Source organism: Herminiimonas glaciei (assembly GCF_042664955.1).
Classification (GTDB): domain Bacteria; phylum Pseudomonadota; class Gammaproteobacteria; order Burkholderiales; family Burkholderiaceae_D; genus Oxalicibacterium; species Oxalicibacterium glaciei.
In genome coordinates, this window is sequence record NZ_JBHTBU010000001.1 from 481,029 (window position 1) to 505,917 (window position 24,889).

13 protein-coding genes are annotated in these 24,889 nt (G+C 56.1%); 7 read left to right on the plus strand and 6 right to left on the minus strand.

From position 1 onward, the window contains the following. Positions 1 to 174 precede the first annotated feature (174 nt). Positions 175 to 11,466, plus strand: coding sequence for a filamentous haemagglutinin family protein (locus ACFQPC_RS02120; protein ID WP_382269998.1), 11,292 nt, complete (start codon positions 175 to 177; stop codon positions 11,464 to 11,466). A gap of 79 nt (positions 11,467 to 11,545) precedes the next feature. Here the strand turns inward: ACFQPC_RS02120 and ACFQPC_RS02125 are convergent, their stop codons facing one another. Continuing rightward, on the minus strand, positions 11,546 to 12,562 hold the full coding sequence (locus tag ACFQPC_RS02125) for a helix-turn-helix domain-containing protein (RefSeq protein ID WP_382269999.1): 1,017 nt from the start codon (positions 12,560 to 12,562) through the stop codon (positions 11,546 to 11,548). A gap of 180 nt (positions 12,563 to 12,742) precedes the next feature. After that, positions 12,743 to 15,055, minus strand: a complete 2,313-nt coding sequence (locus tag ACFQPC_RS02130) for an autotransporter family protein (protein WP_382270000.1) — start codon at positions 15,053 to 15,055, stop codon at positions 12,743 to 12,745. 862 nt (positions 15,056 to 15,917) lie between these two features. On the opposite strand from ACFQPC_RS02130, the gene ACFQPC_RS02135 reads away from it, so the two are divergent. From ACFQPC_RS02135 to ACFQPC_RS02145, 3 genes are all read left to right on the plus strand, one after another. After that, positions 15,918 to 16,379 carry a helix-turn-helix domain-containing protein gene (locus ACFQPC_RS02135; protein ID WP_382270001.1) on the plus strand — a complete coding sequence of 154 codons (462 nt, stop codon included), beginning with the start codon at positions 15,918 to 15,920 and terminating at the stop codon, positions 16,377 to 16,379. A gap of 149 nt (positions 16,380 to 16,528) precedes the next feature. Then, a complete protein-coding gene (locus tag ACFQPC_RS02140) occupies positions 16,529 to 16,924 on the plus strand; it encodes a hypothetical protein (RefSeq protein ID WP_382270002.1) in 396 nt (131 codons plus the stop codon). A 157-nt stretch (positions 16,925 to 17,081) separates the two neighbouring features. Continuing rightward, complete coding sequence (locus ACFQPC_RS02145) at positions 17,082 to 18,098, plus strand: glycosyltransferase family 2 protein (RefSeq protein ID WP_382270003.1); 1,017 nt, start codon at positions 17,082 to 17,084, stop codon at positions 18,096 to 18,098. Positions 18,099 to 18,199: 101 nt separating this feature from the next. Here ACFQPC_RS02145 and ACFQPC_RS02150 read toward each other — a convergent pair whose 3' ends face one another. After that, positions 18,200 to 18,553: a DUF4148 domain-containing protein gene (locus tag ACFQPC_RS02150; RefSeq protein ID WP_382270004.1), complete on the minus strand. Its 354-nt coding sequence runs from the start codon at positions 18,551 to 18,553 to the stop codon at positions 18,200 to 18,202. A 198-nt stretch (positions 18,554 to 18,751) separates the two neighbouring features. On the opposite strand from ACFQPC_RS02150, the gene ACFQPC_RS02155 reads away from it, so the two are divergent. Together ACFQPC_RS02155 and ACFQPC_RS02160 are read left to right on the plus strand one after the other, a co-directional pair. Continuing rightward, complete coding sequence (locus ACFQPC_RS02155; RefSeq protein ID WP_382270005.1) at positions 18,752 to 19,423, plus strand: heavy metal response regulator transcription factor; 672 nt, start codon at positions 18,752 to 18,754, stop codon at positions 19,421 to 19,423. Continuing rightward, the gene (locus ACFQPC_RS02160) at positions 19,420 to 20,820 is read left to right on the plus strand and encodes a heavy metal sensor histidine kinase (RefSeq protein WP_382270006.1); all 1,401 of its coding nucleotides are present in this window, start codon (positions 19,420 to 19,422) and stop codon (positions 20,818 to 20,820) included. Before ACFQPC_RS02155 ends, ACFQPC_RS02160 begins: the two co-directional genes overlap by 4 nt. Before the next feature lie 42 nt (positions 20,821 to 20,862). Here ACFQPC_RS02160 and frc (ACFQPC_RS02165) read toward each other — a convergent pair whose 3' ends face one another. The 3 genes from frc (ACFQPC_RS02165) to ACFQPC_RS02175 form a co-directional block, all read right to left on the minus strand. Next, positions 20,863 to 22,113: a formyl-CoA transferase gene (frc, locus tag ACFQPC_RS02165; RefSeq protein WP_012080202.1), complete on the minus strand. Its 1,251-nt coding sequence runs from the start codon at positions 22,111 to 22,113 to the stop codon at positions 20,863 to 20,865. Beyond that, entirely contained in the window at positions 22,106 to 22,387 is a 282-nt protein-coding gene (locus tag ACFQPC_RS02170; RefSeq protein ID WP_382270007.1) for a hypothetical protein, read from the minus strand. Before ACFQPC_RS02170 ends, frc (ACFQPC_RS02165) begins: the two co-directional genes overlap by 8 nt. A 61-nt stretch (positions 22,388 to 22,448) precedes the next feature. Then, positions 22,449 to 23,408: a GlxA family transcriptional regulator gene (locus tag ACFQPC_RS02175; protein ID WP_417451960.1), complete on the minus strand. Its 960-nt coding sequence runs from the start codon at positions 23,406 to 23,408 to the stop codon at positions 22,449 to 22,451. A 244-nt stretch (positions 23,409 to 23,652) separates the two neighbouring features. Here ACFQPC_RS02175 and frc (ACFQPC_RS02180) point away from each other — a divergent pair, with 244 nt between their 5' ends. Then, entirely contained in the window at positions 23,653 to 24,888 is a 1,236-nt protein-coding gene (gene frc / locus ACFQPC_RS02180) for a formyl-CoA transferase (protein ID WP_382270009.1), read from the plus strand. Position 24,889: the final 1 nt, after the last annotated feature.

Genomic DNA, 24,889 nt, shown 5'->3' on the forward strand with positions numbered 1-24,889 from the left:
GCTTTACTGATGTCATCAAAACGACATAAAAATATTTGCCGATTTAAGCGCGCTTAACTGTCTAGATCGCAGGAGTACCGATGATGAATGTCATCGGTGCATATGGTTACATGTCCGGCTTCCGTCACTGCGGGAACCGGCTGACTGAATCTGCTAGATGGGAGTTGGGGCGATATGAATACGCGGACGCATACTGAATCACCGGGCACTACCCTGCTGTTTAAACGTTCACCATTGGCGCATGCGATCGCCTTGATGCTGGCGACAGGGGGCATGCTCGGGACTGCCCACGCACAGCAAGCTTTCAGCGCCGCATGGTATGCGCAGAAGGGCGCCGTGCAAGCGGCCGCGGCTGTCACCGGCAAACTGCCGAACGGCATGCCGGCAATGCAGGCCGGTGCGCCTACTGCGCAGCAACAGCGCCTGACCGAGCAACAGCAACGCGCTTTCGCCAACCTCAATATGGCGGCACGCAATGTCGCTGCCCAGCAAGCGATGCAGGCCGCCGCGCGCCAGGCTGCATTGAATGGCAATTCAAGCATACCGGATGGCTTGGGCGAAGGCGGCCTGAAGGTCGATACCAATAGCCTCACCGCGGGCTGGATCAATGCGAACGGCCCGACGCAAAGCACGAGCGGCGGCAAGACCCTGGTCGATATCAAACAAACCGGCGAGAAGGCCATCCTGAACTGGGAAACCTTCAACGTCGGTAAAAACACGATAGTCAATTTCGATCAAAAGAGTGGTACCAAAGCCGATGGCAGCAATAGCTGGGTCGCACTCAACCGCATCAATGACCCGAATGGCCGGCCAAGTGAAATTGCCGGCCAGATCAAGGCCGATGGCGCGGTCTACATCATCAATCGCAATGGCATCATCTTCACCGGCAGCAGCCAGATCAATACCCGCACATTGGTGGCGTCCTCGCTGCGCCTGACGGATGAACAATTCAAGCTCGGCATCAACAATGCGCAAAAGGTATCGAACCAGGGTAATGATTTCCCGCTGCCACAATTCGGTGAGTACAGCCCGGAGAAGCCTTTTGTATACGGCACATCGGGTTATGTACCGGGTAACGGCACGGTACCCGATCAACTGGGCCTGGTGGATCGCTTCGAGCCAGGTGCGCCTCCGGGTGAAGTTCGGGTAGACGCCGGTGCCCGTATCGAAGTCGATAGCGGCGGCAAAGTCATGCTGTTTGCACCGAAGGTCAAGAATGCCGGTTACATCTCGGCACCGGATGGCCAGGTCATCCTGGCGGCGGGTGAGAATATCTATCTGAAGACACCGTCATCGACAGATCCGAATGCGGTGCGTGGCCTTGATGTCACGGCATCGGCGGCCTCCGGCTGGCTCTTTTCCGGTGGCCAGGTACAGAGTGCCCTCGGGCTCGCACCTGCGTATGCAGATGTCAACTACGTCAAGGGTTTGCACGATATCGTGTTGCCGGAAATGGCGGCGCGTGCAGCGGCAGTCGGCTATGAAGTCATCAATAGCGGTACGGTGCAAGCGGATCGCGGCAACATCACATTGCAGGCGCAGGACATACAACAGAACGGTGTCTTGATGGCGACTACCGCGCTGAACAATCGCAACGGTTCCATCCTCATGCGCGCATGGGGCCTGGGTACCCGTTTTTATGCCGATGGTTTTGACGACTTTATCAACTGGTCGGCCGGCACCCTGACGCTGGGTAGCAACAGCGTCACGCAGGTATTGCCGGATGCAGCGGACACCAGTGAGATCGAAGCATCGGCGCTGGCAACACGTTACCAGCCAGGTTGGGTTGGTATGTACGGCAAATTGATCGATATCAAATCGCAGGCGGGCGTGATCGTACCGGCCGGCAAGATCAATATGGAAACCGCAGTCAATCCGATCTTCACACAACAGCCATACCGCAAAGGCAGCATAGGTGACGCCAGCCGTATTTATCTTGATACGGATGCCTTCCTCAGCGTCGCCGGTTTGCAGGACATGCTGGTGGCGATGTCGCGCAACTTTATCGAAGTCGAATTGCGCATCAATGAATTGCGCGATTCACCGCTATTGCTGGACTCGTGGTTGCGCGGCAAGAAAGTCATCGTCGACCGCCGTGAAAACGGTGTATTTGAAGACGGTCCGATGGCCGGTGTGAAGTGGGTGCAAAAGAAAGATGCCAACGGCCAGATGGTATATATGCCGGGCGAATGGGTAGGTACGCCATTGGCTGACGTCGCCGGCTGGGTCGGGGTAGGCAAGACCGATTTGAAAGAACTGTCGGCTGATGCCGGCAGCATTACCCTGCGTGCCGGTGGCGCTGTCATTACCCGACCCGGTTCGATGATCGATATCTCCGGTGGCTCGATACGTTATACCGACGGCATGAATACCGCGACCAAACTCCGCGGTGCAGACGGTCGCACTTATACGATGGACCAGGCGATGCCGGACATGGAGTTTGTCGGCCTGGCTGGGCTGTACACGGTAAAAAATGCACGCTGGGGCACAGAAAAAAGTTGGCGTAATTCGCTAATCGGTGGCAATGCGATGGAAAACGGTTACGTCGAAGGACGCAAGGCCGGTTCATTGCAGGTGTTTGCCGGCGATGCAATGATACTTGAAGGCGGTTTGTGGGGTGGTGTGATCATCGGTGATCGCCAGCAACAAAAGCCGAATGCGAATATCGGCGGCAAAGTGGAACTGGGCGGCGGCACCGTTGAAGACCGTCCATGGTCGCCCGGCACGATTATCGTCAGCCATGATCCGAAGCGCCTGGACGATGCATTCAATTCTGCGACGGCATTGGGTGCGGACTTCTATGTGCCGAATGATCCGGCCAATCCGCAATCCAAGAAACTGACCTTCCTGTCAGATGACATGCTGAACAGTTCCGGCATGGGCAAGACCATCTTCAATACCATCCGTGGCGACTTTGAATTGTCGACAGGTGCCAATCTGGAACTCTCACCGGGTGCCTCGCTGAATGTATCGGGTGCCGAGGGCGCGACCGGTAGTATCCGCATCAATGGCATGATCCGCGCGGCAGGCGGCTCGATCGGGCTGGATTCGGCTAACGGTCAACTGACGATAGGTGAACACGGCGGCCTCGATGTCTCCGGCCAATGGATCAATGCCTGGCGTGATGGTGCACCGTCCGGTGCGTGGGCGATGGATGGCGGCGCAATCAGGCTGTATGTCGGCCAGATCATTGCCGATCCGAATGCGGTCATTGATGTCTCCGGTGGTGGTCGTGTTGATATCGGCAGCAAAGGCTTGCCGTCCTTGCGTGTCGGTAATGCCGGCTCCATCACGCTGTCCGGCATCTCGCCTGACCTTGACCTGGGCGCACTCAATCTGCGTGCCTATGCGGCCGGCTCTGCCGGCAGTCTGTTCCTCGACACCGACTCATCGGTGCAAATCGGTGGCGTCCGTAATGACCCGGCCGTCGTCTTGTTGCCGGCGACGATGTTTGGTGAGCGTGGCTTTGGTACGGTTGCGGTCAGTGTGCGTGGCAACAGCGGCATCGTGGTGGCGGATGGTGTGACGGTCAGGCAGGAAGCGGTTGGCCTGGATTTGAATTCCTTTGCCTATCGTGATGTGCATAGTGGTGAACGCCTGGCAGACCTGGCGCCGCATGCGGTATTGCGACCGGAGCAACGTCTCAAACAGCAAGCCGGTGGCATCAGCCTGGGTACGGCTGATGGTTCTATCCATGTGGGTAACGGTGCCAGCATCGTCACCGATACACGGGGGCAGATCCGGCTCGCTGCAGGTGGGGAAAATGGTGTATTGACGATGCTGGGTCGCCTCGAAGCACCGGCAGGTCGTATTGAATTGAGTGGCCGGGATATACAAATCGGCGCGGCTGCGCAATTGCTGGCGCGCGGCGTGCCTGCGATTTATCAGGATGCTACCGGTTTATGGCAGGGCGAAGTGCTGGCCGGTGGTACGGTGGATATTCTCGCTGCAAAAGTCACGCTGGAAGCAGGTTCCCTGATCGATGTATCTGGTGCGAATGGCGTGGTGGATGTGCGTGGTGCCGGCACCCAATCCGTGGCGAGTGACGGTGGCAGTATCACCATCCGTGGTGAAGGCTTGGTAGCAGGTGATTTGCTGGCAAACGCTGGTGGCGCAGGTGCGCAGGGTGGCAAGCTGTCATTGCAACATAAACCTGCAGGTGTCGGTGGCAACCTGGCAGACCAGGTTGTGCAGGTCCTATGCCAGACGGCGGGTTTCTGTACCCCGGCCAGCATCATCGGCGTGGACTTTGCGGCGGTGTTGGAACAGTACGGTTTCCCCGGCATGCCACCGATGGTGATCACGCAGCAGTTATTCGACCATCTCGCTTCGGCTTCCACCGTCGCCTTGACTGTTTCCGCGACTGCACCGGTCGGCGGTGGCCAGGGTGGCGGCGCAACCGACTATACGGCATTTGGTTTGAGCAACGATGCGCTGGATGCCTTCCGCGATCTCATCGGCGTCGATTTCCGCAACCTGACACCGGTGAATTCCGTGCTGACCGTGCGTCCGGCATCGTTTGCCAATGGCGGTTTCGCCAACCTGGAGCTGGCGTCGACCGGGGCGGTAGAGCTGGGCGATGTGCAATTGGCTGCGAGAAAAAGCATCACGATTGATGGCGCACTGCGCCATGCCGGCGGCGAAGCCGGACATGCCAGCCTGACCGCAGCCTATATCGGGCTCAAGCAAACCGGTTCGGCGAATGCGGCACCTATCGTCGCCAATCGCACCGGCAGCCTGAGCCTGAATGCGGATGTGATTGACGTAGTAGGTGGCGCCAGCGGTCCCGGCACTTTATCCGGACCGGTGAGCATCCGTAGTTTTGCAGAGACCGCATTGAATGCAGCGGAATTGCGTTTCAGCGTCGGTAATTATCCGATAGATACAACGACGAATCCTGCGGCGGCGAATAGCACGTTGGATGTGGATGGCAAACTGATCATCACAGTGGGTCAGGTTTATCCGTCTACAGCTGTCAATGCAAAAATTGTTTCTGCTGAATCGATCACGGTGGAACGTTCCGGCCATGAATCCTACGTGCCTTTGTCGGCAGGTGGCACCTTGCGCCTGGAAGCGCCGGTGATAGAACAGAATGGTGTGTTGCGCGCGCCGTTCGGACAAATCGAACTGGTTGCCGCCGATCGCCTGACCTTGGGTGCGGGCAGTATCACGTCCGTTTCCGGGGCCGGCCTGATCGTACCGTATGGCACGCTAGCAAATAATGAACACTGGAAAGATCCGACCAAAGCAAGCGATGGCGCGAATCCGGCCTCGGGTTCACTGACTTCCCCGCCGGAAAAACGCATCACAATGAAAGCGCCGACAGTAGACCTGGCACAAGGTGCGATCGTCGATATTCGTGGTGGTGGTGATTTATATGCATGGGAATTCGTGCCGGGACCGGGTGGTTCGCACGATGTGTTGAATCTGCCGGGCATGTATGCAGTGATGCCGGGACACCAGGCCACGGCTCCAATCAGCGGCGTGGAAGCAGGTAACCGTATCTGGCTGGCAGGTGGTGCCGGCCTGGCCGCCGGCTGGTACACCTTGCTGCCTGCACGTTATGCCTTGTTGCCGGGTGCCTTTGCGGTACAAGCTACGGGTACTGCCTGGGGCGGGCCGGTGAGCGCCGGCGTCGTCATGCGCGATGGCAGCATCATCATGCAAGGCAAGGCCGGTAGCGCGTATGGCAATACGGAAGATGCACAGGCGTCGGCCTGGCGGGTGATGTCGGGCTCGACGCTGCGCAAATATACCGAGTACAACGAAGCGTTCGCGAATAACTTCTTTGCGTCGGATGCCTTCAAGCTGACGCAGTATCGCCTCACCGGGCAGGACGTGGTGACGCCACGCCTGGCACGTGATGGTGGTGCCGTGGTATTCGATGCGACCACACACCTGACGCTGGACGGCACCTTGTTGTCGCAGGCGGATCAAGGTGGTCGTGGTGGTTTGGTGGATATCGCCGGCAAGAAAATCGCCATCGTCGGTGCCGGCCAGGATGCCGGTACATTGCAAGCGGATGGCTACCTGATTATTGATGCAGCGGGACTTGCTAACTTCGGTGCCGGCAGCTTGTTGATTGGTGGCACGCGTAAAGGCGATTTGCTCGGTACACAACTGAGTGTGACGGCGACCGATATCGTGGTACGGAATGGCGTCGGTTCGGAATTGTCCGGCCCGGAAATTATCCTCGCGGCCACCGAGCAAGTCGCGATTGATGCGGGTAGTGTCGTCAGTGCCAAAGGTACGGGTGCCAGCAGCACCGGCAACCTGATCGTGAAGGCGCAACAGGCGGCGGTATACACCGATCCGGATGGCAACCTGGATGATAACTTTGATGGTGTGATCGATGCCAAGGATGCGCGCGACGATGTATTGACTACACCCGCCAAGGATTGGGGGGCGTTGATACGTGTGGCCAATGGCGATGCAATCAAGGTGATACGGGAAGGTGTGGACACCAGTCGCGGTGGCCTGGTCACGGTCGGTGCCGGTGCCGTATTGAATGGCGGGGGGGCACTGTTGATCGATGCGACCCGCACCACAGAGTTGGCCGCTTCGGCGCAAGTGTCCGGCACCAACCTGTCAGTGGCTGCGGGACGTATCAGTTTCGGTGGCGGTAGCGGCCTGGTGCTGGATAATGCGGCGCTGGCACAGTTGGCGAACTCGAAAAACCTCACCTTGCGCAGCTATTCCAGTTTCGACTTTTATCAATCGGTCGACCTCGGCGCATCCTCTTTACGTTCGGTCAGCCTGGATGGCGCGGCCTTCGTCGGACATGCCGGTGATGTGGTGATCAAGGGCGACAGTATCACGCTGGAAAACAGCGGTGCCAACCTTGCTGCCAGCGGTTCGGGTACGGGTAATTTCACCATGGATGCGGGAACCCTGATCCTGGGCGCAGGGCAAAAGAATTTTGCCGGCTTCAATCACATTGCATTGCATGGCCGTGACCAAATCATCGGCTCTGGCAAAGGCGGTATCGATACCGGTGCGATAGACCTGAGCCTGAATACGCCATTGCTCACAGGTCGCGGCGGTGCAGTGCAAAACATCACGACTGCCGGTGCCTTGCAAATCCTGGCGACGGCCGGAGGTGATGCGAGCCAGCATAATTTGCAGGACAGCCTCGGTTCGCGCTTGAATTTTTCCGGTGCCAGCGTCTTGGTGGGTAGTCGTATCGTCGCCTATGGTGGCAGTGTCGACATGACGGCCACCGCCGGTAACCTGGTGTTGGTGGATGGTGCGCAGATCGACGTTAGCGGCTTTGGCAAACAATTCTTCGATGTCGCCGAATACGCTGATGCCGGCAATATCAAATTGTCCGCAGTTGGTGGCGATGTACGTCTGAATACCGGCAGCACGCTCAACCTTGCGGCCCACAAAGATGGCGGCAACGCCGGCAGTCTGTCGATTGCGGCAGCGAATGGCGGTACCGTCATCCTTGATGGCAGCATCAATGCACAAGCCGCAGCCAATGCGAAGGCCGGTTCCTTTTCGCTGGATATCGCCGAACTGAATGACTTCGCCGGTTTCAGCCAGTTGCTCAATAACGCAGGCTTCAATCGCTCGCGTCAGTTCCGCATACGCCAGGGTGATATCACGCTTGATGGCATCACCAAAGTGGAAGACTTTGGCCTTACTGCCGACCAGGGCACCATCACGATTACCGGTACGATCGATGCACGTGCCGCATACGGTGGTGCGATCCGCATTACCGGTGGCGATGGCGTGACCATGAACGCCGGAGCACAACTGCTGGCCGGCGCGACCGGCGAGCTGGGTAGCGGCCGCGTGACGCTGGAAGCAGCCGGCGGACAGCTGAACCTGCAAGGCGGCAGCATAGACGTGGCAGGCAATGAAGGCGGCAAGGTTCGGTTGCGGGCGCAACAAAATGCCGCACACAATGAAATCAATGTCACGGCGCTGAACGTCAATGTCATCGGTGCACGCTCGGCGGTACTGGAAGGCGTCGCCACATACAAGGTCGCCGACTTCGACGGTAGTACCGTTGATTCGGTCAAGGCCACCGCGATCGGTGACGCCAACCAGTTCAATGCAGCTTCTGGCGCAATTGCGAATCGCCTCGGCACCAGTCTTGCAGTCATGTCCGGCATTGCGATTGAAAGCGCCGGTGACCTGACGATGAATAGCGACTGGAATTTGCATAGCGATTTTGCCGGCGCGCGGGAAGGCTCGCTGACCCTGAGGGCCGGCGGCAACCTGATCATCAAAGGACATTTGAGCGATGGCTTTGACAATGCGGATCGCAGCGGCAGCCTGCAGGAAGGCGCGTCGTGGAACCTGCGCCTGGTGGCAGGTGCCGATCTTGGCTCGGCCAATACGCTGGCGCTCAAACCGCTGGCCGCGCAAGTGGCCGGCAGCGGCAATATCGTTATCGGTACGGCTGATACAGATCCGGACAAGAACGTAGATAACGGTGCCGGCAAGCTGGTGCGCACCGGCACCGGTGACCTGGAAGTGCGGGCAGGTCGTGACCTGACACTGGCGCACAAGGAGTCGGTGATCTATACCGCCGGTCGCAAGGATATGACGACCTGGAGCGATTTCACGACCGGGAATCCGAATGCGAGTTACGGCACCGAAGGCGGCAACCTGGATATCAGTGCGCAAGGAAGTATCGAGGCGCAACCGGCCGGCCAGCGTTTTGTTGAATGGTTGAATCGCCAGGGGGCAGTGAACGGGCAGCGTTACTTCGGTGAGTATGAAAGCAATGAGTACGGTATCCGGCCTGATGGCAGCTATGGCAAGTTGATATTGCCGCCTGAACAGTCAAGCTGGTGGATCAATTACGGCCAGTTCCAGCAGGGTGTAGGCGCACTTGGCGGCGGTAATGTCAGTGTCAGTGCCGGTGGTGACCTCGGTAACCTGGTCGTAGTTTTGCCGACCACTATGCGCATGCGTGGCGGTCGCTCGGCCAGCGAATCGATGCTGATGGAAATGCGCAACGGCGGCGCGATGACGGTGGAGGCCGGTGGCAGCATACGTGGCGGGCAGTATTACGTTGCACGCGGTAGCGGTGACATCAAGGCCGGTGATACAGCAATTGGCAATACCGTCACCGTGCAGTGGAATGAAGGTGATCTTGACAGCAATGTCGTTACCTTCTCGGTGGCACCGATACTGGCATTGGGGGACGCCACGCTAAGCTTGCGTACGGCCGGAGATTTGCGCTTGCAAACAGTGATAGATCCGCTGCTGATACGCAAGGGCAATGACGGTAAGGGTGTGGTGACCGGGCTGGATTATGGCGCTTATATGAGCGGCTATACCGACCGCACTGCCTTGAAGCTGGTATCTACCGGCGGCAATATCACTTTTGTGAACCAGGGTGACTTTATATTCCGTGATGTGTCACTGCGCATGAATTGGACCGCGCAGGACAATCTCGTCGGTCAGGCCCGCAACCGCTTCCCGGCCCAGCTGTCTGCGGTGGCGCTGAACGGCAGCCTGGAAATACAGGGACCGCTGCGTATCATGGCCGGCAATACCAATGATGTGCAATTGATAGCACAAGGCGACATCCGCTTTGCAACGCAAAACCGTGATGAACTGCGCAGCCTCAATTTTAATGGCGATAATGAAGCACAACTGGTGATGCCGTATGCCACACCCGGCATGATGCCTTCGCCATTCATGCCGGGCGGCCAGGGCCAGACCATTATGGAAGCGGTGTTGGCGAACGTGATCGCACCACTCGGTGCATCACATTTCGGTGATCCGTATATGCGTGCCTTGAGTAATCCGGATGTGCTGCCATTGGCCAGTGATTTCGAGCCGAGCCGCTTATACGCAGGGCGTGGTTCCATCATCGGACTCGATTTGACTGCCAACGAACAGACCTGGGTGCGCGCCGGTACCGATATTCGTGGCATGCGGGTTAATGCACGCAATGTGCGGGGCAGCGATGTGACCTTGCTGGAAGCGGGCAACGATATCCTGGCGATGGCGAACGTCCGTGCACTGGCGCCTTCGCGCACCCTGGACACCGGCAGTATTACTATCGAGGGGCCTGGCACCCTGGTGCTGTCCGCCGGACGTGATGTCTATGCCGATGACTTGAAGATACAGACCGTGGGCAACCAGCAGTACAACCCTGCCGATAACCGTCCTATGCCCGATACGCAGATCAAGGGTTTGCCGTCGCAGGGTGCTTCCGTCACCATCATGGGTGGCATGAATAGTGCAACAGGCTATGACGCATTTGCCGCTGCCTACCTTGATCCGTCGAGGGTCGCTGCGATGCCGGATTACCTGAAAGCGCAAGCCGCCGACGGTAGCGTATTGCCTATTTACCTGACCGACAAAGTCGAAACGCGCGCCGGTGGACAACAAAAGGTAACGCGTCGTGGCCTGGTCTCTTATATGAAGGACATGACCGGAGAAGACCTGACGCCATTGGCGGCATGGGCCCGCTTCCAGGCGTTGCCGCAATTCGCGCAACAGCAATTCCTGCGCCAGGTGTATATGCTGGAATTGCGCGAAGCAGGGCGCAATCAAAATGAACCGGGCGTCAATGACTTGCCGCTCAATGGTGGCTATAACCGTGGTTACGCCGCCATCGCCACGCTGTTCCCCGGCGATGCATGGAAGGGCAATGTCGCAGCCAATACTTTGATGGTACGCACCATGAGTGGTGGCGACATCAATGTGTTGACACCCGGTGGCGGATTGCAGGTGGCTGCTTTGGGTTCGACTATCCCGGCCGGTTATGGTTTGGTCACCCTGGGCTCCGGTCATATCAATGTCTTCGCAAAAGAAGATGTCGTAGTCAATCAGTCACGCATCCTTTCCTTTGTGCCGGAAGCCAGTTTGCGCGGCAGCGACCAGATTATCTGGTCCAGCCGTGGCGGCATCGATGCCGGTCGTGGTGCCAAAACGGTACGCGTTCCTACGGCACCGGAAGTCATCACTGACCTGGATGGCAACACGAGCATACGGGAGAAATCCGATATGAGCGGTAGCGGTATCGGTACTGTCGGTGATGGTGACGTCGACCTGGCGGCACCGGAAGGCGTCATCAATGCAGGCGATGCGGGCATCCGTGTGGCAGGCAATCTGAACATCATCGCTTTGCAAATCCTGAACGCCGATAACATCAAGGTCAAGGGTGAAGCGAAAGGCTTGCCGGTGATCGCTGCGACCAATATCGGTGCCTTGACGAATGCCAGCGCGGCAGCATCACAGGCAGCGATGGCGGCGCAGGATGTGGTGCAACGTGATCGCAATGAAGCGCGCAAAAACCTGCCATCGATCTTTACGGTACGGGTGCTGGGTTTCGGTAATGAAAACGAAGAAACACCACGCCGTAACGATGAAGGTAACAAGAAGCCGACTGCTTACGATCCTAACGGCGCAGTGGAAGTATTGGGCCAGATGGATTTGAGCGAGAAGCAATTGCGTCAACTCACGGAGACGGAGCGACGTAACCTGCGACGCTGATTGTTGCGTCGCCAGGTCCAGGGAAGTGCAGGGTTTCGAGCAGGAAATCCACGCATGCCCTGGGCCTGGATGCCGGTATTTATCTTCGCATATCAGCGCTGACACCCAAAAGGTCAGCGCGGTATTTACCCGGCGATACGCCGACAAAGCGTTTGAAGAAGCGGGACAGATGCGACTGGTCGGCATAGCCGCAGGCAAAGGCGACATCGACCAGCGATAATTTGCGGTCGCGCAGTAATTGCCTGGCGCGCTTAATCCTGAGTATTTGCAGATACTGGTTAGGCGTGTACTTCATCGTATGCACAAAGCGTTCAAAGAAAACAGTCCGGCTCAGCCCTATGCTGGCTGCCAGGTCGGCGATCTGGAAAGCGCCGTGCAGATTGGCTCGCAGATAGTCGTTGATCCGTTTCATTTGTCCCTGGGACAGCGGGATCTTGCTATCCATGACCCGTGGTACATCGCGTAGTTGCGTATGTTTCGAATAGAACTGGGCCACTATCGCCTGTGCGATATAGTCGCTGCGAAAACCGCTGTCATGTGGCTCACTGAGCATGTGCATGCAACTGTTGAGCAAGGATTGCAGGCTCTTATCCGTCTCTTGCAAGGGCGAATACATATCGACGTCATCCAGTCGTTTGCCGAAAAGCTCATCCGCCACATCGACCAATACTTCATTCCTGATAGACAGATAGAAGAAGTCGCCCGGCTTTTGTAATTCAACCGTGTAGCTGACACCGGGGGCGATGATGCCGTGGCTATGGGCCGGCATTTCAGCTTCGTGGATGCGGCCATCGGTCTGGATGGCAAGCGGCATGTCCTCCAGCGGAACGGCAAAGAACAGGTAAGAGTTGGCCGGGCTGTAATCTTCCAGCGGTTGGCTATGGGTAAGTGCTGCCACCATATTCGACCATCCCATGCCTGCACTGTCGCGGATCAGCGTCCGTTTTTCATCAATGATTAATGTTGTATCGCTGAGCAGGAATTCCGTACGCGAGGCAGGCAGGGGATGCGGGCGGCGAGCTGTTTCTTCCGCGCTAACGGAAGCGGGAAGGGGGAGTGGCGCAGTATTGCTTTCAGTTGAAAATACTTGTTTCATGTTGTGCCTCGACGATCAAGAAATACCCTTGCTGCTGACTTGTCGGCACATGGTCTTGCTGGATGACCTATACAATCCAAAAATTGTGATAGCCGGAGTTGTTGAAATTCACTTTGTCAGGGGTTTTTGCTTGTAAACACCATCTGGAATATGTGTCTGCCATTTCTGCATGCCTGATGACTAGAACAGGATCCGCAGTCCGACCGTCGCACCCAGTGAGTAGCTGTCGCCAAAATTATTCAGGCTGGTGTTGACGCTGCCCTGGCCGTAGATCATGTACTTGCCATTCGCCCAGCTATACGAAGCACCGAGACCCAGGCCACCCCACAAGCGCGTATTGCGATTGACGAAGTTGAGGTCGGATACATTGACCTGCGTGCCATCCTTGAATTCGTTATAGAGATTGGCGATAGCGTACGTATGTTGACGGTTCTGCTTGCCGCTGCCGTCGCGCCAAACTTTTTCATGATCCAGCGACAGGCCCAGGCGTGCGCGCAGGCTGCTGCCCTGGTCCAGCGACACGCGTGCACCGAAGCCATCGGTGAAGTCATCAAATCTCACGGTGCTATAACTGAGCTGCGCCTGCGGTGTCAGCGTCCAGCCCGGTGTCATTTGAATACGCTGGCCGGCTTCGATCGACGCCGTGTAGGCCCGGCCATCATTACCTTTGGCCAGGCTGATGCCTGCGGTCGGCGAGCTGAGGTCGCTATTGTAAAAATTGGCCTGCACTTGTCCGTCGGCATAGAAGCCATTCACGCCATACCAGGTCAGGCTGGCGCCGATACCGTAACCGGCGGTGTTGATGCGGCCATTGCCGGCCGGCGAAGATACTGCGCTACGACCGTTCGCATATTGCGCCGAGAGGCCGGCGATCAATTGGCCGCTGCCGGCATCTGCATAGAGCAAGCCGTCGATGCCACCCTGGATCCGGTAAATGTCCGTGTTATAGCTGGCTTCGGAGGTCGAACGCGCAGGATTGATGCGGTCGCGTCGACCTTCGATATGGGCCCACATCCCGGTGCCGGCCTGGTCGCTGCCATAGCGCGACGTCGTACCTGTCGCATCGGGTTCTGCCCACATGCGGTTGCCGACGCGCTGTTGCAAGCTGGGCAGGCTGCTCAGCGCGAGCAAGGTTTGCGGATAGCTTTCATACGTTGGTACACCGGCTTGATAGCGTGAGCGCAAATACCAGCCGCCATCGGCTGGTATGCCGATACCGTTTTGTTGCAGGGTATACGCATACGGACCGACGACCATTGCCGCCAGATCGTTAATGCGGTATTGCCCCTTGAGCTGGAATGTGCCGTTGGATGCACCGGCGACGTCGATGATCTTGATGCCGGTACCGGTAAGGGCACCGACCCCGCCGATATTATTGATGACGACTGCCGTCGTGCCGGCCGTATCGCCTTGTATCTTCAGCTTGTCGGTGGCGCTGTCGTCGCCACCCAGTACGGCGTTGAGTATGATTTTGCCGCCGTTCCCGCTGTAATTGCCGCTGACGGTTAACACATTGCTCACGCCGCTGCTGGCGATATTGACGGTGCCCCCGTTATCCAGGCTCAGCAGGGTTTGTTCGAAACCACGGGTGTCGAGGGTGCCACCGGCTGTTACCGTGTGATCCGAGTTGGCGCTGAAGCGGTTGGCTGCGCCGGCCGCCAGCGTACCGCCGGATATCGTGGTGTGACCAAAGTAGTCATTCGCAGCGCCCAGGATGGTCGTCCCGGCTAACTGATACACATCGCCGGTGCCAAAGACGTAGGGCGAGAAGATGTAATCATCATTGAGATGGTTAAAGACGATTTGTCCACCGTTCGGGCCCAGCCAGATCGTTGGCGCATCCAGTGTGCCGGCCGCTTCTGCAGCTGCGCCCGGCGCACCGCCGATTGCCAGCGTGCCTTTCCCATTGCGAAACTCTGAGATTGTCAAAAAAGGTGTGCTGACGACGCCGCCATTGGCAATGCGTAATAAGCCTTCTCCAGCGTAGCCGAGGGTTATTCCCGCGTCGTTCTCCCAGCGTGAACCTGCACCCGTGACGTGCACCCTGCCTGGCGCAGTAATGCCAAAACCTATGTAGCCTATGCTGTCGCGCAGGATGCCGCCGGCCGCTATGCGTAATTCACCTTCGCCGCTAAAGCCGACTACGGTCAGGTTGTTGTTATTGAATTGCCCGCCTGCTCCTATCGTTACTTTGCTAATGCTTGCCGGACCACCTATCTGGAGACCTCCTGCATTGACGATACCGCCCGCATTGACATTGAGTTCGCCGCTGCCGATGCTACCGACAACCAGGATATCTCCGACATTCCACGGTGATGCATGCGTGCCCGGCACGTTGACGACTTCGTCATTCTCTATGTAGACCTGGGCCATGGCTGGCGCAGCAACCAAAGACAGCAGCAAGGCGAGGGCGCTTTGGGCCGATAAGGCGTGGGAGTATCGACGCGAAGACCCAATTGAACGTTCATACAAATTTGGCGAAAAGGCTTTCATGGCTAATCCAGTTCCACAGTTTCTATCCGGCAGGGGTAAGCCGGCTTGCGAAGTGACGCAAAACTTTTTGAGAGTGCGTACCGCCAATAACATGTATTGCTGTAATGCAATAAGAATGTTCTGGTCTTGTATGGATTATCTGTAAATAGCTGTTTCCGATATTTAACTATCGTTCATATTTTGGATAATCGTACTTAAATTTTGTTTGCGAGAAAATGTGCAGAAATTGTCTGTGAGCCAGGAAGGTGGTTGCGGTGCAAAAGCGGGTGACGCGTATTGGCTTGCATTTTCATATGCAGTTTGTATGCCCGTGAACAGGTACGTTTGATTTTTGAATATCGTTCAAACCGGTTCTCTTTCGGATGCCATCCCTTGAGTTTGTGTGCTCCTGGGCGGATGGCTGATGCTCAAAGTAGTGCTTCAACCCTCGCGCCGGCGACGCTATCCGTCGTATTTCCTATTCGATCAGATTTCCGGACGATCATTCTTGATCTGGATGATCGTCAAATATTTCCTGAACGCCATCTTGGACAATGGTCCACGCTGACACTTAGGTCGAGGCATAGGGAGATGCAGAAAACACCAATATGAAACCATCCGCAGAGGTGGTCTTTATGGATTGGTGCGACGCATCAAATGGTATTTCTGCAATCAGGGATTCAGGAAGCACGCAATGAAATTCACCAGATCCGGTGTACGTCCATCTTCGATGGTGCGGCCTAGTCGTGGCCGTCGTTTTCTTCATTCACAACACATACCCATCAATTTGCGCAATTTGCCTGCCTGCCGGGGGTCGTCTTCTTGCAAATGTGGATTTGGCTTGTGTCATTGAATGTACTTTTTGTATTCCGGCAAAAACATGATGGATGAATCAGAAAACAGCAGTTTGAGCAGCGACTATATAGCCTGGATTATCGTGGCGAATGTCTTGGCGAAGCAGGTGAATATGGCCGTTCCCTCCACTGCGTATAACGGCCAGGCACCATTGTCAGAAGCGCAGATGAAGCGGGTGCATGATTATCTTTTTAATCGTCTGAGCGGCGGCTTCCAGATCGCTGAACTCGCCGCCACCCTGGGCATGAGCCGGACCAGTTTCTTCAAGCGCTTTGGACGAACGGCCAGGGTCACGCCGAATCAATACCTGCAGATATTGCGGGTGGAAAAAGCGAAAATGCTCTTGCGAAACGAGGATATCACCCTGATAGAAATAGCCTTTGCCTGTGGCTATGCCGACCAGTCGCACCTGGCGCGCTTCTTCAAACGCTATGTGCGGATGTCGCCGGGACGTTACCGGAGCAAGATGCGGGAAGACGATATCGCTTAACCGGTGAAATCTGTGTGTCCAACGCCGGATGCAGTATGCGTACGACGATGCTGTTGTACATCCCACATGCGTTTTACAAGATACCGGCGCTGCGGAATTTGGATAGAATAGGGGCTTCGTAGTGGTACTCATCCTGGTAAAGCAAAATCGTGGATATCCCCGTCAAGAAATACTTCGCCTTAGCCGTCCTGGTCATGTTTGCATTCGTGACTAACGTCGGCTTATGGAGCGATGATCATTTCAACTGGCTGACCCACGAACTCGAACACAGCGTCAATGTAGTGCCTGATACTGCCACTGCCGATTTTGTTTTGCTGCATCAGACCGAGTTGGCGGATGGTACTGAGGCAAGCAATTCCATCGCCGTCGAACACGAACTATTGCATGCTGCAAGCCACCTGCAGCTTTTCCTCGGCATCAATGCGCAATTCGCCTTCCTGCCTGCGGAGAAATCCGCCGGTTCCTGTTTTCATCTGGCCTTGTCTCCGTGCGCATCACCTGACGCACCTTTCCGTCCCCCGCGGTTTTCCCCTGTCCTGAGCTAGCAATCCGTCCGTCGTTCCGGGCGCGGATGGCTTAGCCTCATTCTCAAAAATTACAGCACATCCCGGCCGGGTTATATCCGGCCGTATCGGATGGCGCTGCGTGCGCAGCATTTGCAGCACGGCATACGTATAGCCGAAAAAATATAAAGAGATCCAGATGGAAAATTTGCATCCTATTCACAGGGTTGATGGGAGCAGTGCGTCATCGTACAAACTGACCGTAGTTGTGCCGCTTTTCAATGAAGAAAGCGTGTTGCCGCTATTCCATGCACGACTTGAAAGCGTGTTGGAACATATCCGGCATGACTGGGAAATCATCTATGTAGACGATGGCAGTACCGATCAGTCACCCATCATCCTGCAACAAATAAAGGCCACCAGTGCGCGCGTTGGCGTGGCCCGTTTTACGCGGAATTTCGGCAAGGAAGAAGCGATGAGTGCAGGCCTGAGCCTGGCAAGCGGCGATGCCGTCATCATCATAGACGCAGACTTGCAAGACCCGCCCGAGTTGATGCCGGCGATGCTGGATGCGTGGCTGGCCGGTGCCGATATCGTCAATATGCGCCGGCTGCAGCGCAGCGGTGAGTCGTGGTTCAAGAAGGTGACCGCACATGCTTTTTACCGCGTCATCAATCGTCTGAGTGAAGTGCCGGTGCCGGAAGATGTAGGTGATTTCCGTTTGCTCAGCCGGCGTGCAGTCGATGCGCTGAATTTGCTCGAAGAAAGAAACCGCTTCATGAAGGGTTTGTTCGCGTGGATAGGGTATCGCAATGTGACGCTCGACTATAACCGTGATGCGCGGGTGGCAGGCAAGAGTAAATGGCAGTATTGGCGACTCTGGAATTTTGCGCTGGAAGGTATTACCGGCTTTTCGGTTGCACCGCTGAAAATTGCAACTTACCTGGGCTCTGCCTGTGCCGGTATTACTTTTATTTACGCGGCTTACTTCTTCCTTAAAACCTTGCTGGTCGGAGAATCGGTAAAGGGTTTTCCTACCCTCATCGTGACCGTGATGATCCTTGGTGGCCTGCAGTTAATGGCGATAGGGATTATCGGTGAGTACCTGGGACGTCTGTTTGTTGAAAGCAAACGACGGCCACTTTACTTGCTGGAAGAGTTTGACGCACCGAGGGCATCGGAAGACCTGCATGCGTATCGTGAGCAGCGGAAGTGATGCGGGCTTGCGCAGGATGGTGCTGCGGGCGGAAAAACAAGAAGCGGGCAGATTCAATTCAGAATCTGCCCCGGCTACGCTATGTGCCGGTTGGTACCGGCTTAGCCGCTGTACAACTCTCTGTCGATACGCTTGCTTTCACCGTTACGTCTGCTTTGCTCCAGCTCCTGTTTGATTTGTTCGCGCGTCTTGGTGTTTTTTTCTTGCGGCAGGATCGGATAATCACTATCGCTAACTGACATCAATCCTTTTTCATAAGCTTCTTTCAGTTCGCGTTTTACTTCGGCACGTGTTTTAGCCGGTCCATAAGACTGGAGTACCGGATAGTTGGATTCCTCAGCCTGTGCGATTTGTACATTGCTCGCATTGTTTGCATAGGCGCCGGGAATTAAGGCGATACCGGCAACGATAGAGATTGCAGCGGCTGTGATGAATTTCGTGTTGAGCTGTTTCATTTTATTTCTCCAGATAAAAAGTTGTGGTCATCAATCTCTGCGCTACGTTGCTTGCAGTCCTTGCTGTTCAACGTATCGATGACTGGAGTGTAGTAAGGCAGTGCGCACACAGACATGACGACAGCATTACAAATTTGTAATCCATCCCCGGTTTGCTATCAGCGAGAATCCGGATTCAGTTAAAGCGGGAAGTGACGCATGAAAATTCTTTTGGTGGAAGATGAAATCAAGTCCGGCGAGTACCTGCGCAAGGGTTTGCGCGAAGCAGGTTTTGTCGTCGATTGGGCGCGGGATGGGGCAGATGGTTTGCATCTGGCGCTGCAGGACAGCTATGAGCTCATCATCCTCGATGTGATGCTGCCCTTACTCGATGGTTGGCAATTGCTGCGCGAATTACGCAAGGTGCGCGACACGCCGGTGCTATTCCTTACCGCACGCGATGAAGTGGAGGATAGGGTGAAAGGCCTGGAGCTGGGCGCGGATGACTATCTGGTCAAACCGTTTTCCTTCATGGAATTGATTGCCCGTGTACGGACCTTGCTCAGGCGCAGCCCGGTACGTGAATCCAGCCTGATCGAGATTGCAGATATGCAGATAGATGTGATGAAGCGCCGCGTGACACGCAATGGCGCACGGCTTGATTTGACTACCAAAGAATTTTCCTTGTTGTATTTGCTGGCGCAGCGTCGTGGCGAAGTATTGTCGCGTTCACTGATCGCATCGCAGGTGTGGGATATGAATTTTGACAGCGATACCAATGTAGTGGACGTTGCGATACGCCGCTTGCGCGCAAAACTGGATGATCCGCATGCACGCAAGTTGATACAGACGGTACGCGGTATCGGTTATGTGTTGGAGGAGGGTGAATGAAACTGATCCAGCGCATGTCCTTGACCAGCCGGATAGGCTTGCTGTTTTTCCTGGTTGCTGTCCTTATTTTTTCCGGCGTCGGCACTTATTTGTATCGCTCCCTCGCCGGCCAGCTGGAATATCGTGACGACCAGGAGTTGATAGGGAAGATCAGCCTGATGCGACACCTGGCTGAAGAATCGGACAGCATTGCAGCGATACGCAAAGACCCGCATTACTTCCTCGATGCCGCTGCCAGCCATGACAGGCTGATCATCATGTTGAAGGATATGAACGGCAATATTATTTTGCACACCAATTCCGACCAGGGCAGCTTGCCGGGCATATCGGTATTACCGCTGGAAATGCATCCGGTCCGGAGATCGATTACTTTGCTTTGGACGTCCAGCGGTTTGACCGCGCGTGCGATTGCGGCGCAGGGGAAAGTGCGCAGCGGTGAAAAGATCGTCATCGTGGTGGCCCGCACCGCATCAGATCGTATGGAACTATTGAAAGCGTACCGGGTTGAAATCGGCATGGCGGCATTGTGCGGTACCTTGCTGGCGGCGCTGCTGGGTTACCTCGTGGTACGACGCGGTTTGCGCCCGGTCAAATTGATAGCAGGGCAAGCCAGTTCCATTACTGCACATCGGCTCGATACGCGTCTTGACCTCAGTTCGGCGCCGCAGGAATTACATGAGTTGGTGCAAGCCTTCAATGCAATGCTGGACCGGCTGGATGGCAGCTTCCAGCGCTTGAGCCAGTTTTCCGCCGACCTGGCCCATGATTTGCGCACGCCGCTGAATAACCTGATGGTGCAGACCCAGGTCGCGCTGGTACAAGCCCGGAGCGTGGAAGATTATCAGGGCTTGTTGATTTCCAATGTTGAAGAATATGAGCGCCTGACGCGTATGGTGGAAAGCATGCTCTTCCTGGCGCGGGTCGAGCATACGCATGTGATGCTCAATAAGTCCGCGCTTTCCTTGCCGGAAGAATTGCAGCGGATTGCCGATTATTTTGAAGGGCTGGCTGACGAGGCCGGTGTCACGCTGAGCGTAGCAGCCGGCGGCAAGGTATATGCGGATGCCATCCTCTTGCGGCGCGCGCTAGGCAATCTGGTAGCGAATGCGATTCCTTACACGCCGCGGGGTGCGACCATAGTGCTGAAAGGTGCGAAGACAGCTGAGGGCGTAACCGTGTCTGTGATTAATCCGGGGCAGGGGATCGCGGCGGAACATATCCCGCATTTGTTCAATCGTTTTTATCGCGGCGATGCGGCGCGCTCCAATTCGGCCACTTCCACCGGCCTGGGTTTGGCGATCGTGCAATCGATCATGGCCCTACACGGTGGCAGGGCGACGGTGACCAGTGAAGAAAACGGTTTGACGGAGTTTGCGTTGATATTTCCTGCGCATTAAAAAAGGGCACCCGCGGGTGCCCCTGGTTTTGATGCCTGCCGCTTACACTGCAGCAGCGCTATGGATGGCCGCGATTTGCGTCGCGTTGTAACCCAGTTCCGCCAATACTTCATCGGTGTGTTCACCGAGCAAAGGTGATGGTGTGATTTCGACCGTGGCGCCGGACATTTTGATCGGGCTGCCGACCGTCAGGTATTTACCGCGTACCTTATGGTCGACTTCGACGATGCTCTTGCTACGACGCAGCGATTCGTCGTAGGCGATTTCTTTCATCGAGAGGACCGGGCCGCAAGGGATGTCGAATTTGCGCAGGATTTCAATTGCTTCGAACTTGTCTTTGTCGGCCAGCCAGGTTTCGATGTAGGCGAAGATATCGAAGATTTTGTCCTGGCGTGCTTTCGCAGTCGCATAGGCCGGATCGGTCACCCATTCAGGTTTGCCGATGGCGCGTGCAGTCGCTTCCCATGCGGTGCCCTGGATGGTGAAGTAGATATAAGCGTTGGGATCGTTTTCCCAGCCTTTGCATTTCAGGATCCAGCCCGGTTGGCCGCCACCGCCGGCATTGCCGCCGCGTGGTACGACATCGGTGAAGGTGCCGTGCGGGTACTGTGGATATTCTTCCAGTACGCCGGTGCGTTCCAGGCGTTGCTGGTCGCGCAGCTTGACGCGGCACAGGTTCAATACGGCGTCTTGCATCGACACCGCCACTTTTTGCCCGAGGCCGGTCAGGTGACGGTGCTGGAGTGCAGCGAGGATGCCGATAGCCAGGTGCATGCCGGTATTGCTGTCGCCGAGTGCCGCGCCGCTGATGGTAGGCGGGCCGTCCCAGAAGCCGGTGGTGGTCGCTGCGCCGCCTGCTGCCTGCGCCACATTGTCGTAGACCTTCAGGTCTTCATAGAAGTGACCGTCGCTGAAACCTTTGACCGAGGCCAGGATCAGGCGTGGGTTCAGGCTCTGGATGTATTCCCAGGTGAAGCCCATGCGATCCAGTGCGCCTGGTGCAAAGTTTTCGATCATGATGTCCGATTGACGGATCAGTTTTTCCAGGACTTCCTTGCCTTCTGCTTTTTTCGTATCGAGTGTCAACGAACGTTTATTGCTGTTCAACATGGTGAAGTACAGGGCGTCGGCATCTGGAATGTCGCGCAATGAAGTGCGCGTTGCATCGCCGGAACCCGGGCGTTCTACCTTGATGACGTCGGCACCGAACCACGCCAATTGCTGGGCACAGGAAGGACCGGCCTGGACGTGGGTAAAGTCGATAATCTTGATGCCGTCTAATGGCTTACTCATGATATGCATTCCTTTTAATCGTTTGCTTGGCTGGATTGGCACCTTCGGTAGCTAGGCCGGGAAGTGCGCATTCCAGATAAAGATCACCACCGTCCAAGGCCTGTGCGTTGCCGCTAAAAGCTGCTTGTTGAATGGTTCGAAAACGATTCTGCCGAGTATGAACAGGCATTGCCACGTCTATTTTCGGCTTGTCCGTAGTAGCGTGGAAGACGTCATCACATGATAGTGAATGTGGCTTGAAATGAATATTTGATGAAAAATAGCCATGCTTCATTATGGCTGAAAAGCGACGTTGAGCCGATTTTTGCCGCGCCTGTTTCGTAGCTATTCCGCAGCTATTCTTTACTGGCGAAGCGCCGCCGGTATTCGGCGGGTCCGATCGAAATCCGTCGCATAAAAGCTTTGCGCATCGCATCCAGGTTGCTGAAGCCGCACAGTTGCGCGATACGTTTGAGTGGCTGGCTTTGCTCTTCTATCAGGCGGCGTGCCTGGTCGAGGCGGGCGGCTTCGACGAAGGAGGCGGGCGTGCTGCCGCTTTCCGCTTTGAAGGTACGCGCGAAGCTGCGTTCACTCATACGTGCGCGTTCTGCCAGTTGCGGCACCGACAGGTCGGCGCGCAAATTGGCGAGTACGTAAGCCTGTATCTGGCCTATGGTGGAGCCTTCGGTATGCTGTGCCGCCAGGTGTGAACTGAATTGCGATTGGCCACCGGGTCGCTTGACGAACATCACCATTTCGCGCGCGACTTTCAGCGCAAGTTCACGCCCATGGTCTTCTTCCACCATCGCCAATGCCAGGTCCATGCCTGCAGTGACACCCGCCGACGTATATAGATTGCCGTCACGCAGGTAAATGCAATCCGGATCGACTTCGGTTTGCGGGAACATGGCGGCGAGTTTTTCCGCGCTGCTCCAGTGTGTGGTGATGCGCTTGCCTTCCAATAGTCCGGCCATGCCGAGTATCAGGGCACCGGTACATACCGAACCGATACGCCGCACTGACTTCGCACGTTTTTTCAGCCATGCATCGCGTGTACTGTTTTCGGTGATGACATCGGTGTCCGGGCTACCGGCAACCAGTAGCGTATCTATGCTGCCCCTGAAAGATTGCAGCGTCGCATCCGGTGTCACGTACAAGCCGGACGATGATTTGAAGGGGCCGCTTTCGGTCCCTATGATTTGCACCCGATAGGCACGCGCATCATTGAGCTGGCGCGCCGCTTCCATGAATACATCGGCGGGTCCGGCAATATCAAGTAATTGCACACCGGGAAAAGCTAATACTGCAACCTGGATCGTCATTGGCGCTGAAGTAAATCGATTTGGCTGAAATGGACGTAAATATACAGTTTCCGCCAAGTCTTTAACAGTTCAAAATGAATGGCATGCCGTAGCCCCGCTTTTGCATAGCCGGGGCAATAGCGGATTCCTATTGAATCTGGCAGGAAGATGCAGATACACAAAACTGCTGCCGACAGGCGCAGGCTATCTTGCATGGTGGTCCGGATGTATCCATTTGAATTGAACTAAAGGAAGCACAATGAGTAAAGCGCTTGCAGGTCTCCGCATTCTTGATATGACGCATGTACAAGCCGGTCCTTCGGCGTCGCAGCTACTGGCCTGGATGGGCGCGGATGTGATCAAACTGGAGCCGCCGCAGGGTGATATCACGCGCGGCCAGTTACGCGATATTCCGGGCGTCGACAGTCTTTACTTCGGTACGCTGAACTGCAATAAGCGTTCTATCACCGTCAATATGAAGACGGATGAAGGCAAGGCCATCTTTGCCGACTTGCTGACGAAGTGCGATGTGTTGATGGAAAACTTCGGCCCCGGCGTACTGGACCGTTTCGGTTTTACCTGGGAACGTGTGCACGCGATCAATCCGATGTTGATCATGGCGTCGATCAAGGGCTTTGGTTCCACCGGCCCGTATTCTGATTTCAAGGCATATGAAAACGTTGCGCAGGCGATGGGTGGTGCAATGGCGACTACCGGCTTCAGCGATGGCCCGCCTTGTGTGTCCGGCGCACAGGTAGGCGATTCGGGGACCGGCCTGCATTTTGTCATCGGCATCCTGGCCGCGCTGCATCATCGTGTGCAGTATGGCGAAGGACAGTATGTCGAAGTGGCGATGATGGATAGCGTACTCAACCTGATCCGCATGAAAATGCGTGATCACGAACGACTGCAAAAAGGCCCATTGCCCGAGTATTCGGTGCCGACCGAGGGATTGTTTTCGGTGCCGCGTGGCGGCAATGATTCCGGCGGCGGCCAGTTGGGCAATGTTTTGTGGTGCGCGCGCGGCGGCGCCGAAGAATACCTGTATGTCGTGGTGCAGGAAGCAGTGTGGCCGGCACTGGCCAAGCTGGTCGGTGGCCAGCATTTGCTGGAAGACCCGCGCTTTGCCAATATTGAGAGTCGTCGCGCCAACCAGCAGGCGATGTGGGCGATATTGAACGGCTTTGCCGCGCAGTACACGAAGAGTGAATTGATGGCGGTACTGAATGAAATCGATGTGCCTTGCGGACCGGTGCTGTCTACCGCCGAGCTGGCGGAGAATGAACATTTGCATGCGCGCGAAATGTATATCGAAGTTGATCATGCGCAGCGCGGCAAGTACTGGACGGTAGGCATGCCGATCAAGCTGTCGGCTTCTCCCGCGGTCGTTACGCCGGCACCATTGCTCGGTGAGCATACCGATGAAATCCTGCAGCAGGTACTGGGCTATGAGGAATCGCGTATTGCGCAACTGCGTAATGCCAAGGCGATTTAAT

Coding starts and splice junctions, on each gene's coding strand:
- frc (WP_382270009.1), top strand. CDS start 23,653: ATGAGTAAAGCGCTTGCAGGTCTCCGCATTCTTGATATGACGCATGTA.
- ACFQPC_RS02125 (WP_382269999.1), bottom strand. CDS start 12,562: ATGAAACAAGTATTTTCAACTGAAAGCAATACTGCGCCACTCCCCCTT.
- ACFQPC_RS02145 (WP_382270003.1), top strand. CDS start 17,082: ATGGAAAATTTGCATCCTATTCACAGGGTTGATGGGAGCAGTGCGTCA.
- ACFQPC_RS02170 (WP_382270007.1), bottom strand. CDS start 22,387: ATGAAGCATGGCTATTTTTCATCAAATATTCATTTCAAGCCACATTCA.
- ACFQPC_RS02120 (WP_382269998.1), top strand. CDS start 175: ATGAATACGCGGACGCATACTGAATCACCGGGCACTACCCTGCTGTTT.
- ACFQPC_RS02135 (WP_382270001.1), top strand. CDS start 15,918: ATGGATGAATCAGAAAACAGCAGTTTGAGCAGCGACTATATAGCCTGG.
- ACFQPC_RS02150 (WP_382270004.1), bottom strand. CDS start 18,553: ATGAAACAGCTCAACACGAAATTCATCACAGCCGCTGCAATCTCTATC.
- ACFQPC_RS02160 (WP_382270006.1), top strand. CDS start 19,420: ATGAAACTGATCCAGCGCATGTCCTTGACCAGCCGGATAGGCTTGCTG.
- ACFQPC_RS02155 (WP_382270005.1), top strand. CDS start 18,752: ATGAAAATTCTTTTGGTGGAAGATGAAATCAAGTCCGGCGAGTACCTG.
- frc (WP_012080202.1), bottom strand. CDS start 22,113: ATGAGTAAGCCATTAGACGGCATCAAGATTATCGACTTTACCCACGTC.
- ACFQPC_RS02130 (WP_382270000.1), bottom strand. CDS start 15,055: ATGAAAGCCTTTTCGCCAAATTTGTATGAACGTTCAATTGGGTCTTCG.